Source organism: Paenibacillus sp. SORGH_AS_0306, assembly GCF_030819345.1.
Taxonomy (GTDB): Bacteria; Bacillota; Bacilli; order Paenibacillales; family Paenibacillaceae; genus Saccharibacillus; species Saccharibacillus kyungheensis.
The window spans coordinates 4,133,696-4,149,245 of sequence record NZ_JAUTBP010000001.1; the positions used below are offsets into that span (position 1 = coordinate 4,133,696).

Here is a 15,550-nt window from a genome sequence, read left to right on the forward strand (position 1 = left end):
GATTTTGTTGAAAATCAATGAATTGTCTAAGCGTCTGGGTATCTCAACACGCACGATCCGCTTTTACGAACAACATGGCCTATTGCCTTCAGTCCAGCGTGAACACAATCAGTATCGTATCTTCGGAGAAGAAGATATCTGGCGCTTACAGACGATTATAGCGCTTCGTGAAGCCGGTATGGCGATCAAGGAGATCAAGCAAGCGTTAGAACCGCAAGGATTACCAGATAGTCAGCGTCTGCGTTATTATCTGAAATTACAGCGTTCACTACTCACAACACAATGGCTAGAAATGAAACGCATGGCAGAAACGACCGAGCAAATGATACATCTATTGCAGACCCAGCAGACTTTGCCCATTCAAGAGATTTATCATCTGGCGGATCAAGCCAAACATTTACGTGAATTGCGCCAGAACTGGCAAGATCAGTGGGACTTCGATCAGCGTGCGATTACTCATGACCAGGATGTGCATACTCGTCGTGAAGAATATCCTCATTATGAGCAAGCACTGACCTCTACAGCAACATTTATTCATGCTACAGCCGGTGAACATGGACTTGATCTCGGCATTGGTACAGGTAATCTAGCTGGCAAATTAGTAGCATCAGGTGTGCATATGTCTGGTGTCGATCAATCACAGGAAATGCTCAAGCAGTGCCAGCACAAATTCCCGATGATCGAGACAAGGATAGGCAATATGCTAGCGATTCCTTATCCAGATGATCATTTCCATTTTGTCGTATCTAGCTTTACATTCAGACATTTGAATCAACAACAGCAATTGTTAGCACTGACCGAGATCCATCGTGTACTCAAGCCACATGGACGACTTTGTTTGACAGACCGTCTGATTGTTGATCAAGCGGTTGTAGAAGATTCATTAATTGATTCATCTGCTAATGATCTTGAACATCAATCTGCTTATCATCATCAATGGCAACATCCTGCTTTGCAACAGTGGTTTGAAGAACATGGATATATCACTAAATATCATACGATTGAGCAGGAAGTGGGCTGTGTGCTGGCGGTTTCTTTACATTAAGAAAGCATATCTGCCATATCAGTCGCCGCATCGCCGATTAATTTCAGTCCAAATGTCGATTGCAATACTTCCATCACACCGTCTGAAATAAATTCAGGTGGCTTCGGCCCAATCCGAATGTCTTGAATCCCTAGACTGAATAAGCCAAGTAAAATCGCTACTGCTTTTTGTTCAAACCATGATAATACAATACTGACAGGCAATTCAGCCATCGTACAACCGAATGCTTCAGCAAGTGCCATCGCTATTTTGACAGTGGAACCTGAATTATTACATTGCCCCAAGTCCATATAACGAGGAATGTCTGTGCCAGGTACTGTGCCATAATCAACATCGTTAAAGCGGAATTTACCACAAGAAGTCGTTAAGATGACGGTGTCTTGCGGAAGTGAGGTTGCAAGTTCACGATAATAATCTCCACCTTTGCCCGGTGCATCACAACCTGCGATCACGAAGAAATGACGAATCTTTTTACTTTGAACAGCTTCAATAATCTCCGGTGCTAATCCTAGTACATTCGCATGATGATAGCCTGTGGTCATAACAGCATCGGATTGCATATGTGCTTCAGGTAAAGATAATGCTCTGGCGATCACTTCGCTGAAGTCCTCGGTCTCTATCTTAGTAACCCCTTCTAACCCTGTCACTCCATAAGTGAAAAAGCGATCTGCATAACTACCTTTAATCGGCATTACACAATTGGTTGTCGCTAAGATAGCTCCGGGGAAATTTTCAAATAAACGGCGCTGATCATACCATGCTTTACCGATATTGCCTTTAAGATGAGTGTACTTTTTGAGATGAGGATAGCCATGTGCTGGCAACATTTCCGAGTGAGTATAGATATTGATGCCCAGTCCTTCGGTCTGTTGTAATAAAGCTTCTAGAGCAAATAGATTATGTCCTGTCACAACGATACATTTGCCTTCGACTTGATTCGAACTGACTGTCACTGGCTGAGGAATTCCAAAGCGATCGGTATGTGCTTGATCCAGTGTATCCATAATATGAAGAGTCGCTTGTCCGACTTGCAACGCCATCTCGATATGTTCTTGTACATTAAAGTTGGAATTGGTTAACGTTAAATACAATGCTTCATGGGTGATGCGGTCAACTTCTGGATGAGTATATCCTAATTGACGAGCATGTGTAGCGTAAGCCGCTACCCCTTTAAGTCCGAAAATAATCGTATCTTGCAGACTGGCTACCGTCTCATTTTTCCCGCATACGCCGATCACTTTGCAACCACCTGCTGGTGTCTGTTCACATTGATAACAAAACATGATGTGTATCCCCCTTAGTTGTATGTTTCTTTGATTCAAGCATAGACGGATACCCAAAGAGGCAGGGTGATTGTAATCACTTTTTGCAAAATAATCATCAGATGTGACCAAGTGTATACCTACATAAAAATAGAATACAAAAAACCGTTTTAGCACTTTCTACAGAGTGTAGAAAAAGCACTAAAACGGTTTGTACGATATTGTTATCTTTTACCGATCCATCTTAATAATGATATTATACCGATGCAACAGCCGGAACATTATCTAATGATTCCGGTTCATCATGCTGAATAAGAGAATGTTTCTCCCATGCTCTGCTCTTCCAGCGGAAGTACATAATAACAGCACGTACCCATTCATCTGCCGCAATCGCTAACCAGATGCCTGCAAGCCCTAGATTCATTTTGAAAACAAATAGATATCCAAGTGGCAAGCTCATGCACACCATCGAGATTAATCCCATATAGACAGGGAACTTGGCATCTCCTGATGCACGAAGCGAGTTAATAATAACGATATTACAGGTTCGTCCGGTCTCTAGTAAGAAGCTGAGCAATATAACCTGTGATGCCATTCGAATAATTTCAGGATTATCTGTGAACATGCCGATCAATGGCACGCGGAAAATGATAATCAAAATATCCATCACCAGTGTAGCCGCCATCGCCCATTTCACACTGGACCATACCCGTTTGTACGCTTGGTCTTTCAGATTCGCTCCAACAAGACGACCAACAATAATCGCTGTCCCCATTCCGATCGCAATACTGAACAGATAGATAAAGGTCGAGATATTGTTAGCATACTGACGGGAAGCCATTGCTTCACTACCTAGATACGTAACATAGAATACAAATACCAACTGACATAATTGGTAGGTTACTTGTTCTACCGCAGAAGGTACACCGATTTTCAAAATTTGCATAATATATTTCTTGGTCATACGGAAGTAATCTTTAATCTGAATACGTACTTCCATCACACGATACAATAACCAGAAGAAAATCACTGCACAGATTAGACGACTGACAATCGTAGAGATCGCTGCACCTTGTACACCCATTTGTGGCAGACCCCAGTGACCGAAGATCAACAGGTAGTTACCGACCACGTGAATCACGTTCATAAATACCGATACAAACATCGTTTCTTTCGTAAATCCATACGTACGAATCACTGCTGCTAATGTGTTGATCAACGCTTGTAAGAAAATCGCTCCACCAACAATCGCTATATAACTTTCAGCAAGTGCAAGAATCTCACCTTGCAAATGCATTTTCTCCATTAAATGTCCGCCCAACAAAAGGAATGTACCACTGAGCAACAATCCAACTGTTAAATTAAGCGTAATCGCTACTGCTGTAATACGACTTGCTTCTAACACTTTGCGAGAACCTATATATTGTGCGACAACGATTGCTGCTCCGTTCCCGATCACTTCCAATACCAGTATTGCAATAGAGATAACCTGATTGGATGTTCCAACAGCAGCGACTGCATTATCCGATACATCACTTAACATTAAAGTATCAACAATTCCCATTAACATGAACAGAAATACTTCTAAAAAGATCGGCCATGTTAACCGGAAAAGATTAAATTGTTTGTTAATTACTGCGTTGCTTTCATTGGTGGATGTCATAGCGCTCATGAAATCACCTTCCTTTTGTTCATATTCGGGTGTTACTTATACAGGCTATCAGCCTGTTTATTTTCACGTTTTTACATAACGTTTTTCAAACAATTCCGACGGGTTCCTCTTAAACTCTTGGTATCTTAGCACACTATTTTTGCGAATGCACTACCTATTTTGAAATTTTCTGAAAATTTTACATGTTTTTTGATTCTAATTTGCTCAAAGTGGGTATTGTGAAGCTTTTCTCATGAAAAGGTATGATTTTCAATCATTTTACAGTATCGTTTTCACGCTATGATCAACAAAAAAGCATACGATGCCTTGAATAATAACAAGGTCGTATGCTTGATTAGTTTTTTCTATTATTGTTGTACTAAAGTGACTCGAATCTGATTGTAACCTGGAGCTACAGAACGTGGATTGCCTTGAATAGAAACGCCAAATGCATCATCTTTGGTGCCAACTAGACTAAGTGCATCCGGCTGAATACGGTTATTGGATTCCACTACACCTTGCGCACCATAATAAGCTTGATATGCTTTTCCAAGTGTAACGAGATCCATTTGAGTTGCATAGATCATTAACAATTGCTTTTTATCGCCTGCTACCGATTCTCGTAAGCTAATCGATGTCGCATCGGATGGGAAAGGGAAATCCAGTGGCAAATATTTGGTCGTAATCAACGGTGTGTTCACTATGCTCAGTGCTGGATTCACAGGTACAATATTAGTTACTACTTCTGGAGCTGTGCCTGCGGCATCAATACGACCGCTATCATTCGGATTCAATGTTTCTATAGCAGGTGGCGGTGTGGTAGCAGATGGTGTAGATGTATTGATACTAGCTTTATCGGTTACGGTTGGAGTCGTCGTGGCAGCATTGGGAGTCGTTGAAGTGCTGTTTGAAGTGCTAGCAGGTTTGCTATTGGCACTAGCGCTAGACTTGGGTGTGATCGAAATTTTGTTGTTACTTGAATCATAATTTACATCTGTATTTAACGCTTCACTGATTGAACGCACTGGTAAATAAGTCGTTCCTTGATACACAATCGGAGACAGCGATTCTCCATTGGGTCCGGTCGGCTTATACGCTTTACCACTGATTTCAATATTAAGATTATGATTAAGCGAAGCTGTAATACTTTCGAGTGTAGAACTTGCATAGACGCCAGCTGATCCTGTTAATGCCATAGCCGCTATATAAATAGGAATAATCCACTTCTTTTTAGACATAATTGTTCCCCTCCTGCTGATTACTAATGAAGTTAGTATTAGTAATATCGGTCAGCGGAAGAGAAACAATTATATGTTATAACTGGATTAAAATAGTTTTTATTAATATTATAGTTTCCAGATACTTTGAAGACGATACACGGTTACATTTATGATTTTGATTTCTCCATTTTTGCTATACAAACGCATACCGGTATCCTGTGAATCTGGCAAAATCAGATCAGAAAAAACAACCTGACCATCATTGGCAAATACTTCAACCGAAGAAGCATCGACAAAGATACGTAATTGGACTCGGCGATTGATCGGTTGTAGGATTGCAGATTGCCTTTTCGAAAATAATTCAGCAAAGCTAGTATTGCCTGACAACGATCGATCGATAAATAGTGACTGCTCTGCACTGTTATAGCCGATATCTGTTTTGTGGTTATTGCCTTTACGCACTTCAAATCCCCAAGCTTGTGCTGGGTGAGTTGCTGGTAATTCGATTTCGGCTTCAATCTCATAACTCCCTGCTTGCAGATCAGCCAATACATTAGGCGACTGCTCTGAGATCACTTGATTCGTAATCGTTCGTAAAGGTGTTCGTAACGAAGATAGTTCAGTCAGTGGTTTTTGGAATAAACGTAAGCCTTCTGCTGTATTGCATAATGATAATTCTCGCGGAATCGTCATTTCACCTTTCCATGCTGTTGTTGGAAAAGCAAATGGATAATCCCAATTGGTCATCCACGCCATCGTTATCCGTCGTCCATCCGGTATATGAGCAAATGACATCGCCGCATAAAACTCTTTTCCCCAGTCTACTTTTAATACTTTACCAGCTGGATTGCTATTGATAAATGTACCCGCAGGAGTGAGATCCCCGATAAAGTATTCTGCATCTGAACCTGCTGTTTGCGGATTGGCTCCTGTGCTGATCATCAACACCCATTTGATATGCCCTTGATCGTCTGGTAAAGGAAATAGATCAGGGCATTCCCATACTCCACCTCGAATATAATCACCATAGCCAAAATTATCTGTCCATGTCCAATCGATCAAATTGGTTGAAGTAAAAAAGCGAATATGATCTCCGCCAGACACCACCATCACCCAGCGTTGATTGGCTTCGTCTCTTACTACTTTAGGATCACGAAAGTCCCATCCACCAGCTTCAGTAGACGTATGACCTGGATTTTGAATAACAATGGGATGGTCTTGTGAATATTGCCATGTGCGTCCTTTATCTGTGCTGTAAGCTAATCCTATTTTCTGATTTCCATTAGGCGCATCAGGATCATAAGAAGTGTAGTAAGCAATCAATCCTTTGCCACCCGAAGAACCAAATAGACCGGAAGCATTCGTAGTATCAGCGATAGCCGATCCTGACCAGATATGCCCTAGATCATTCCATTTCAGAGCAAACGGAAGCCTTTTCCAGTGAACAAGATCTGTGCTTACCGAATGCCCCCATTGTCCTCCATCTTGATAAAATAAATGATATTCACCTTCAAAGTACACCATTCCATTTGGATCGCTGATCCAGTTACGTGAAGCAGAATAATGATATTGTGGACGATATTGTTCTGTATAATAATCGGCTGGTGCTGTAACAAACACATCTTGAAAAATAATCTGACCGCCTTGCGCAATCATACCGGTATACCCTTGGGTATAACTGTTGTCTGTTACTGTAATAGCGGCTGGTGTGTATCCATCGACAAAGACCTGAATACGATTTTGGATCATTCGAATTTCTAGATGATGATTACTGCTGAGCTGATGCATATAATTTTGAGCAGATTTGGCGATCAGTGTTCCATCTCTTTTTCTCAACTCGACACTGATAGTATTGCCTTGATTGCGTAGATAAGCGATATAACCTGTAGTCGCTTTATCGTTAGCATGGAAAATCAGACCTGCTGTACTGCCCTGTCTATTGTCTGCAAACGAAATATCTGCTTCGGCGATCAGATCGGTTGAACGCAAATTGTATACTTTTATAGACTCTTGCGTTGCAGTGACAATCTTTCCAGAGATATGAGGCATCCATATCCCTGTAGTCAGTAAAGGGGTTTTTAGATTGGTATTGAGGTCGCTAAGAATAACATTTTGAAAAGTTACACTTCCATCCCATACATGCAAGCCCAGATACCCTGAATGATAAGTGGTATCTGTTACTTGCATGACAGGACGATACTGCTTATCCCAATAGACGCTTAACTGAGAGCCACTGGCTTTGACTTTCAAATGATACGTCTGCCCAGCTTGAACATCGACATCATATGACTGTTGCAAAGTGCTATTCGTTCCTGAAGCATCTCGAAGCTGAATCTGCCCGGATGTTGGCTTAATCTGTAACCAGTAACCAGCTCCACCTTCAGCATCAGAGCGAAAAACAAGTGAAGCATCTGTCTGCATATTTTGAATAGTCACATCGGCTTCATAGACAAAATCAGCCGATAATGTCGCTGATATCGCACTGACATTTTCTTTGGTATCTGAAGTTAATACGATCCCTGCTGTACTGTCTCTCATCGTTCCTTTTCCTTTGATCATCCATGAGGAGATATTGGTTTTGGCCTGAGTAATCGTTACTGCACTACTTGATACAAGAGTAGCCTCTGGTGTTGCTGTCGCCTGTGCAGAAGTTATCCCTACCAGACTGAGACTGCATAATATCAGCATGATGACCGCTATCAATCTATACGTGAAGATAGATAAGATACCTGTATGCTTCATCTGTTCTTTCCTCTCTATGCGCCTATGATGATACGAGATTGTTGGATCAAGAAGGCATTAGCTGATAGATATGAAATGATGCCACTGGTAGATCTTGACCGAGTGATTGAATATCTAATCCCTGTGCATCATGATCTGGAAAAATAAGATCGGTGATCACGACTTGTCCATCATTAGCAAACAGTTCAATAGAAGAGCGATCTACATAGATACGTAATTCGATTACCGATTGATCTTGATGCACGTTGGCTATATGTTTTCCTGCAAAGTCAGGGTGGAAATGATGATCTCCTGAATCGGTGCGATCAATATAAATTTCACCTTTATCTCCCTCATACCCGACAACAGTCGCTTGGTGCTGTGATGTACGTAATTTCAAAGCAAATTGACTATAAATATCAGCTGTCATATGAATCTCATAACTTTCCAACTGTAAAGTGTTCAGCTTGCTCTGAATGTCTGCGATAGTGACGTGTTCTAACGACAGTATCGTGTTACGCATCGGGAGTAATTCTTGTACAGGTTGTTGAATAAGGGTTATGCCTTGTGCTCGCTGTTCTAACGTAAGTTCGCGCGGTAAAGACATCGCCCCACGCCACAATTCGGTAGGTGTTAGATTGGCATATTTCCAATTGCTCATCCAGCCGATACATATACGCCGACCATCTTCAGCCGGAATATCTGACCAGCATACACCTGCATAATGATCTCGCCCATAATCAAGCCAGCGCACCTTATAAGAAGAAGCATCCGGTGTAAATGTAGTTCCATCAAAGTCTCCGATAAAATATTGAGTTCGTGACCCTTCGACATATTCATCACTGCTTCCAATACTGACTAACATCACCCATTTGGTGATTGCCGACTGACCATCGACCACTAATGGGAACAGATCAGGGCATTCCCACACTCCATCATGCGAACCTATCCCTTCTCCAAATTCACTAAGAAATGTCCACTCTTTCAAATTCGGTGAACGATACAAATGAACCGTTTGCCCGCAAGCCAGAATCATAATCCACTGTTCCGTAGCCTGATGCCAGAATACTTTGGGATCACGAAAATCGATCAGTTCCTTATGTTCTAATACAGGATTACCCTGATATTTGATCCATGTTCGACCTGCATCCAGACTGTATGCTAGACTTTGTCGTTGCTGCGCACGATCCAATTCATGGTTATGATCATGATGGGTAAAGATAGCGACTAATCCAGCTTGCCCGCCAAAAAAGCCTGTAGAATCGTGCCAATCGACCACTGCACTGCCCGAGAAAATAGTGCCGTACTCATCAGGTGCCAGTGCGATAGATTGTTCCTGCCAGTTCACTAGATCTGAACTGATCGCATGTCCCCAATGCATCGGTCCCCATGTTGTTCCATCGGGATGATATTGAAAAAAGAGATGATACTCATCATTAAAGTAGACCAATCCATTCGGATCATTGATCCACCCTTGCTGAGGGGTAAAATGATATAGCGGTCGGTATTTTTCTTGTGATTGAATAATCATAATAATAAAGCTCCTTCGGTATCGTTATAGTCAATGTTGATGCTATTGCTGATTGCGGTCATATCCTGATTGTTTGATTTGTAGCCATTCTTGTAATCCCAGGCGATCTAATTCTTGTAGATATGCAGGCCATTCTTCATTCACTTTTCCATTTTGATACCATTCTGTACGTTTGCGTTGGACATAAGCGAACAGATCCGTTTCTATCGTCGATAAGCGATCTAACTCTTCAATAGAAAAGAATACTTTAGGATAAATATGATCAGCTTGCATATGCGGAACCATTACTTTCTTCATTAGCTTTAATCGTGCTGCCGCATCATCAGGCATTGTTGTGTATTTTCCATAATACTCATTGAGAACTGCTAGCGGGCCAGCGATATTGGTTTTTTGACGTACTTCAACAGGCGCTGATCCTTCTAAAGAAAGATGTTCCAACATGCCTTTCTTTTTATCGAATTTGAAAATATTTTGCTCTTTGGTATCTCCGTACGTTCCCCAGTTATCTTGTACCGATTGTAGTGGCTCGTATAATTGATCGATCCATTTAGCTGTTGCTTCTATTTGTTGATTGGTACTGGTAATGACCATCTTACCGCGATCAAATCCCATTCCATTTGTACGGGTTACATTAATCTGTCCATTTGGGCCAGCCAACGGATTCATCAATTCATAATCATCATTAGAACCAGTAATATTGGCTTTGTCCCATGTGAAATACAATCCATAACGTTTGTCTTTTCCTTTTGCTAGATACGTATTCCAATCTTGTTGAGAAGATTCCACATCAATCAGACCTTCTTGATACAAGCTATGAATATAATTGATCGCATCTTTGTATCCGTTATCCGATGCAGTAAAAACAACTTTGCCATCATTGGTAACGACAGTATGATCCCAGTTATCGCCGAGTCCAAATGATCCATACAAAAAGGTCAAATCTTCACCACCCGGCTTATCGATAAAAGATAGCGGAATTTCATCAGCTTCTCCGTTACCGTTCGGATCTTGCGTTTTGAAAGCGATCAATACTTGTTTTAATTCTTCTGTCGTTTTAGGCATTTTAAGCCCTAACTTTTTGAGCCATGCTTGATTGATCCAAGGGAAATCATCTACCGATTGAATCGCTTCTTTACCTGTCCCTAATTCTTCAATCCATGGGAAAGAATAAATATGTCCGTCTGGTGCTGTAATCATTTTTTTGTACTCAGGCGCTTTTTTTAATACTTTTTGAAAATTAGGCATATAGTTGTTGATCAGATCATCTACCGGAATAATCACGCCATCTTTAGCTAATTTGAGCAGATCGTAATCGCTATATCCAGCATCAAAGATACCATCTGGAAGATCGCCACTCGCAACTGCCAAATTTCTTTTTTCTACAAACTGATCGGTCGTGTAATTTTTCCAATTGATATGAATACCTGTTTTTTCTTCCAACCGTTTATTGATTAATTTATCGTTCGGATCAGCAGGAGCAAGCGCAGAACTTTGGGTCAAAAAATTCAAAGTCACTTTACCATTGGGATCGGTATTTTGATTAGATGCACCCGAGTTACAACCTGTTAAAAGTAGCGCTATTGTCAAACCGGAGATAGACACTTTTTGGATCATTTTCATTATATTTGCCTCCATTACTGTATTGAGATGCCCTGCTTATTTGAGCGAACCGACCATAACACCTTTTTCAAAATACTTCTGGAAAAATGGATACATCACTAACAACGGCAGACTTGAAATTACAATCGAAGAATATTTGATCATTTCAGATAGACGCTTCAGCTCTGCCATCGCTAATTGATCACCGATCATACCGGGCATCGTCTGGTTCTGAATCAAAATAGAACGCAACACCAATTGCAATGGATACAGCTTCGCATTATCCAGATAGATCATGGCATCAAAATAAGAATTCCATTGACCGACAAATGCATATAAAGCGATCACAAAAATAATAGGCTTGGACAGCGGCAATACGATACGGAAAAAGATCGTCCAATCGTTCGCTCCATCGACATTCGCGGCTTCTTTTAATTCATTTGGAATACCTTTAAAAAACGTACGTGCTAGAATAATATCCCAGACATTCACAATCCCCGGTAACAGGATCGCCCAGACTGTATCTAACATGCCTAGATTTTTGACTAGCAAATACGTAGGAATCAATCCACCACCAAAAAACATCGTGACTATAAACATGGTCATAAATAGATTGCGACCTTTTAATTCATTTACAGATAACGCATAACCTGCAAATACAGACACAATCACTGTTAAAATCGAAAAGCTAACCGAGTAAAACACAGAATTGATAAATCCACGCGTCATCGCTTCATTGCCCAAAATTTTGCGATACCCTTCTAAGCTCCAACTGGATATATTAAAGGAAATCCCTTTGTTAAGTAGAGCGATAGGGTCCATAAAGGAAGCGATTACAATATAGATAAGCGGTACGACAATAATCAGTACTGAGAACGTCAGCAGAATATAATTTAAAATAATAATGAACCGATCCATACGTGAGGATGCCATATTCATCCGGTACACCTTCCTTAATAGAGGCCTTCGCCTTCATTGAGTTTTTTCACTACAAAGTTGACAGCTACTAATAAAAAGACGTTGATCACAGAATTAAATAATCCAACTGCCGCAGAATAAGAATAATCACCTGCTTGTAGCCCTACTTTGTACACATAGGTTGCAATAATCTCAGAGGAAGGTAAATTCATAGATGTCTGCATTAAGTATGCTTTTTCAAAACCTATCGACATAATGCCACCTGCCGCTAAAATAAACACGATCGCCATAATCGGTCGGATCGTTGGTAGATCAATATGCAGAATACGTTGTAGTAGATTAGCTCCATCCAGACTTGCCGCATGATGTAGCTCAGGATCAACACCTGCCAAAGCCGCCACATAAATAATAGAAGACCATCCTGCACCCTGCCAGATCCCTGACAAAATATAGATCCATCTAAAATATTCGGGTTCTGACATAAACATCAGCGGTTGACCAAATATCGCACTGACCAGTTGATTGATAGGACCGACAGGCGATAAAAAGATAAATAACATCCCGACAATAACAACAACAGAGATAAAGTTCGGTGCATACAACACCAGTTGTACATTTTTCTTTATTTTGGCTTGTCGGACTTGATTGAGCATTAGCGCTAGTACAATAGGAATAGGAAAGCTACAGATTAGACCTAGCAAGCTTAACGAAATCGTGTTGGTAAAAATATCTGTGAAATTCGGTGAATGTAAAAACTTTTCAAAATATTTAAGCCCGACCCAATCACTTCGCAAAATACCTTTGAGTGGACTAAAGTCTTTAAAAGCAATAATCGCTCCGTACATCGGAATATATTTAAATACGATCGTCAGTATAAGAGCCGGGGCTAACAACGCGTATAGAAAATAATGATTTTGCTTTTTTTTCAATATTTTCCTGTGTATCGTTTCACCTTTTCCTGCTTTTATTTTCTGTCCTACTCCATCCACATGATTTCACTCCTTTAAGTCCTATTCCGTTTTTAAGAAAGGGCTTACATTTTGTAATACATGACTATGATTTACAATTTAACAAACAAATTGTTCATTCGTCAATACGTTTTGTAAAAATATTATTTTACATTTGCATTTAATTAATTGACATTAATTCGTCAAATCAAGATAATAAATGTACATTATGCACAAATTTAAGTTTACATTTGTAAAATCAGTTTGCTATTCAATGCGAATTATTATACATTTAATACAAATAACGAATACCCAATATAGACCTGATAACGAATCGTTTCTTTTGAAAATATGTGATGATTAAAGGTGGACAAACGATCATGAAGAAAGAAAAAGTGACTATTCAGGATATTGCAGACGCTCTAAATATATCCCGCAATACCGCTTCCAAAGCTATTAATGGCAATACAACAATCCCGATTGAAACACGAAATAAAGTCATTCAAAAAGCAGCCGAATTAAAATATAAACAATTTGCTTATGTAGAATCTGACTATTTAATGCCCAAGTCTACCGGTAATGTCGCTCTATTAACATCAAGTCTGCCTAACAATTCGCATTTTGGCTCTTTTCTAATTAGTGGATTTGAAAAGCGAATGAGTATGGAAGGATATACGATCTCTATTCATATTGTGCGTGAAGCAGATATTCAGTCCTTGACGTTACCTAACAATTTTGAAGTGTCCAAAATGGATGGTATTATTTGTATTGAATTATTTGATAGCGATTACAGCAAAAAGATCACCAGTCTGGGATTGCCTACGATCTTTATTGACTGTGCAGTCGATCTACCTTCGCCTTCATTACAAGCCGATCTACTCCTTATGGAAAATGAACATAGTGTATACGAAATGACCAAAACGTTAATACAGCAAGGTCATCAACGAATAGGTTTTGTAGGCGATTATAATCACTGTAAAAGCTTTAACGAACGCTGGATCGGCTTCAATCGAGCTTTGGTAGAGGCAAGGATTGCTTTGGATCGAGCTTGTTGTATTTTGGGTAAAGATAGAGAATTTTTCGAGGAAAAAGATTGGATCGATCGTCACTTCAAAGCGATGTCTCACAAACCTTCTGCTTTTGTATGTACGAATGATTTTGTCGCTGTTCATCTTGTACAAGTACTCAAAGCCAATCAAATAAAAATACCGGAAGACATATCGGTCTGTGCTTTTGATGATGCTTCAGAATCTCGGATTGTCGATCCTCCTTTAACTACAGTGCACATCTTTAGTACTGATATGGGAATCAATGCCGCAGAAACATTGTTAGCTCGTATCAAAAATCCGAATCGTCCGTATCAAATATCGCATGTACAGACTCATCCTATTTTTCGTGAATCTTCGGCTGTACTACATCAATCATCGCTTCCATCTCAATCCTAAGCAAAAAGCTTGCAACGACCCTTTGAACAAGGATCAGTGCAAGCTTTTTTGGTTATTCTGTATTCAAATCTAATCTGTATCACAATCAATCAGCAGAAGCAGGTTGTTCGGTCCATGTGAAATTGATTTGATTATAATTCGGTTGATTTGGTAATGGATTGCCTTGAATCGAAATTCCGTAGCTTCCTTCTACTTCTCCTACAATACTTAATGAATCGGAATCAATAATCGAGTTAGTCTCATTTAATCCTTGTCCCTCAAAATAGGTCTGATAAGCGTTGCCCAAAGTCACCAAATCTTCTTGGGTAGTATAAATAATAAACGACTGCTTTTCTCCATTACCAGCTAGATCTTCATTCACACTTGTGGCATGCGCATCCGATGGAAACGGAATATCTTGCGGTAAATATTTGGTTGGAAATACCTGTGTGGTCATCGTAATCGGTGCAGTATTCATACTTGTATTCGCAGAGGTTGTGCTCGTTGTTCCATTTGCAGTACTGGTTGGTGGTGTAGAATTGATAATCACTTGATTAGCTGTAGCATCATATTTGACTCCCACTTGAAGGGCATCTGCTATAGAACGGACAGGAAGATACGTTGTACCTTGATACGTGATCGGCGCCAATGTCTGTCCATTGGCTGTTGGAGTATACGCACTTCCATTGACTTGAATCGAAAGACCGTTATTAAGATAAGCACTTATCGATTGCAAATTAGCTCCTGCATAGACTCCTGTGGATCCAATCAGTGTAGCTCCTGCTATACAAGCGGTAACGATCCATTTACGTGAAATCATTCATATCCTCCTTATGATATATAACGTTATATATCATATCGGACAATCAGCTTTACCTAATTATATGTTATATATGGTTTTTTTAACCATTTTCTAAAAAGACGATTGTTGTTGCTATACAACATTACATTCAAGCTTATTCTTCTCGATTGCGTTGTTGTCGCTCAATCTGTTCTCTCATATGACGATCATATCCATTTTGGTGCATCCACACACTATTATTAACTTGTGCAATCTGCCCGATCCCAAATAAAATGCTGATCACCAGAAAAATTAAACCGTAGGCATACATAAAATATCCCATATAAAAGCACGTTATAATTCCGATAAAAACAATAACGGATAATCCCCATAATATCCGGCGCATGACTTTTTTCATATAGTTCTCCTTGCTATTTTTGTATGATCTCTT

Annotated in this window: 12 protein-coding genes; 2 read left to right on the forward strand and 10 right to left on the reverse strand. The window is 40.1% G+C overall.

Features of this window, described 5'->3' with window-relative positions; translation table 11 throughout:
* Positions 1-4: 4 nt before the first annotated feature.
* Positions 5-1,045 carry a MerR family transcriptional regulator gene (locus QE450_RS18290; protein ID WP_307301116.1) on the forward strand — a complete coding sequence of 347 codons (1,041 nt, stop codon included), beginning with the start codon at positions 5-7 and terminating at the stop codon, positions 1,043-1,045.
* On the opposite strand, the gene hcp is transcribed toward QE450_RS18290, so the two are convergent.
* From hcp to QE450_RS18330, 8 genes are all read right to left on the reverse strand, one after another.
* Positions 1,042-2,328: a hydroxylamine reductase gene (gene hcp / locus QE450_RS18295; RefSeq protein WP_307301118.1), complete on the reverse strand. Its 1,287-nt coding sequence runs from the start codon at positions 2,326-2,328 to the stop codon at positions 1,042-1,044. The two genes, QE450_RS18290 and hcp, sit on opposite strands and share 4 nt — an antisense overlap.
* Positions 2,329-2,563: 235 nt before the next feature.
* Positions 2,564-3,979, reverse strand: a complete 1,416-nt coding sequence (locus QE450_RS18300; RefSeq protein WP_273613960.1) for an MATE family efflux transporter — start codon at positions 3,977-3,979, stop codon at positions 2,564-2,566.
* A 347-nt stretch (positions 3,980-4,326) separates the two neighbouring features.
* Positions 4,327-5,196, reverse strand: a complete 870-nt coding sequence (locus QE450_RS18305; RefSeq protein WP_307301121.1) for a stalk domain-containing protein — start codon at positions 5,194-5,196, stop codon at positions 4,327-4,329.
* A 108-nt stretch (positions 5,197-5,304) separates the two neighbouring features.
* Entirely contained in the window at positions 5,305-7,920 is a 2,616-nt protein-coding gene (locus tag QE450_RS18310) for a glycoside hydrolase family 32 protein (RefSeq protein WP_307301123.1), read from the reverse strand.
* A gap of 46 nt (positions 7,921-7,966) precedes the next feature.
* On the reverse strand, positions 7,967-9,430 hold the full coding sequence (locus tag QE450_RS18315) for a glycoside hydrolase family 32 protein (protein ID WP_307301125.1): 1,464 nt from the start codon (positions 9,428-9,430) through the stop codon (positions 7,967-7,969).
* A 42-nt stretch (positions 9,431-9,472) separates the two neighbouring features.
* Complete coding sequence (locus QE450_RS18320) at positions 9,473-11,050, reverse strand: ABC transporter substrate-binding protein (protein WP_273613964.1); 1,578 nt, start codon at positions 11,048-11,050, stop codon at positions 9,473-9,475.
* A 36-nt stretch (positions 11,051-11,086) separates the two neighbouring features.
* Positions 11,087-11,968, reverse strand: a complete 882-nt coding sequence (locus tag QE450_RS18325; RefSeq protein ID WP_274171592.1) for a carbohydrate ABC transporter permease — start codon at positions 11,966-11,968, stop codon at positions 11,087-11,089.
* A gap of 14 nt (positions 11,969-11,982) precedes the next feature.
* A complete protein-coding gene (locus QE450_RS18330) occupies positions 11,983-12,915 on the reverse strand; it encodes an ABC transporter permease (protein WP_373462054.1) in 933 nt (310 codons plus the stop codon).
* Positions 12,916-13,274: 359 nt separating this feature from the next.
* Here QE450_RS18330 and QE450_RS18335 point away from each other — a divergent pair, with 359 nt between their 5' ends.
* Positions 13,275-14,339: a LacI family DNA-binding transcriptional regulator gene (locus tag QE450_RS18335; protein WP_307301128.1), complete on the forward strand. Its 1,065-nt coding sequence runs from the start codon at positions 13,275-13,277 to the stop codon at positions 14,337-14,339.
* Between the two features lie 85 nt (positions 14,340-14,424).
* Here QE450_RS18335 and QE450_RS18340 read toward each other — a convergent pair whose 3' ends face one another.
* Positions 14,425-15,138 (reverse strand): stalk domain-containing protein, encoded by a 714-nt coding sequence (locus tag QE450_RS18340; protein ID WP_307301131.1) that lies wholly within the window; start codon positions 15,136-15,138, stop codon positions 14,425-14,427.
* Positions 15,139-15,274: 136 nt separating this feature from the next.
* Positions 15,275-15,517 (reverse strand): hypothetical protein, encoded by a 243-nt coding sequence (locus tag QE450_RS18345; RefSeq protein WP_307301132.1) that lies wholly within the window; start codon positions 15,515-15,517, stop codon positions 15,275-15,277.
* Positions 15,518-15,550: the final 33 nt, after the last annotated feature.

Excerpts from the sequence above, each read along its gene's own strand:
- hcp (WP_307301118.1), bottom strand. The coding sequence starts at position 2,328 with ATGTTTTGTTATCAATGTGAACAGACACCAGCAGGTGGTTGCAAAGTG.
- QE450_RS18300 (WP_273613960.1), bottom strand. The coding sequence starts at position 3,979 with ATGAGCGCTATGACATCCACCAATGAAAGCAACGCAGTAATTAACAAA.
- QE450_RS18305 (WP_307301121.1), bottom strand. The coding sequence starts at position 5,196 with ATGTCTAAAAAGAAGTGGATTATTCCTATTTATATAGCGGCTATGGCA.
- QE450_RS18310 (WP_307301123.1), bottom strand. The coding sequence starts at position 7,920 with ATGAAGCATACAGGTATCTTATCTATCTTCACGTATAGATTGATAGCG.
- QE450_RS18315 (WP_307301125.1), bottom strand. The coding sequence starts at position 9,430 with ATGATTATTCAATCACAAGAAAAATACCGACCGCTATATCATTTTACC.
- QE450_RS18320 (WP_273613964.1), bottom strand. The coding sequence starts at position 11,050 with ATGAAAATGATCCAAAAAGTGTCTATCTCCGGTTTGACAATAGCGCTA.
- QE450_RS18325 (WP_274171592.1), bottom strand. The coding sequence starts at position 11,968 with ATGAATATGGCATCCTCACGTATGGATCGGTTCATTATTATTTTAAAT.
- QE450_RS18335 (WP_307301128.1), top strand. The coding sequence starts at position 13,275 with ATGAAGAAAGAAAAAGTGACTATTCAGGATATTGCAGACGCTCTAAAT.
- QE450_RS18340 (WP_307301131.1), bottom strand. The coding sequence starts at position 15,138 with ATGATTTCACGTAAATGGATCGTTACCGCTTGTATAGCAGGAGCTACA.
- QE450_RS18345 (WP_307301132.1), bottom strand. The coding sequence starts at position 15,517 with ATGAAAAAAGTCATGCGCCGGATATTATGGGGATTATCCGTTATTGTT.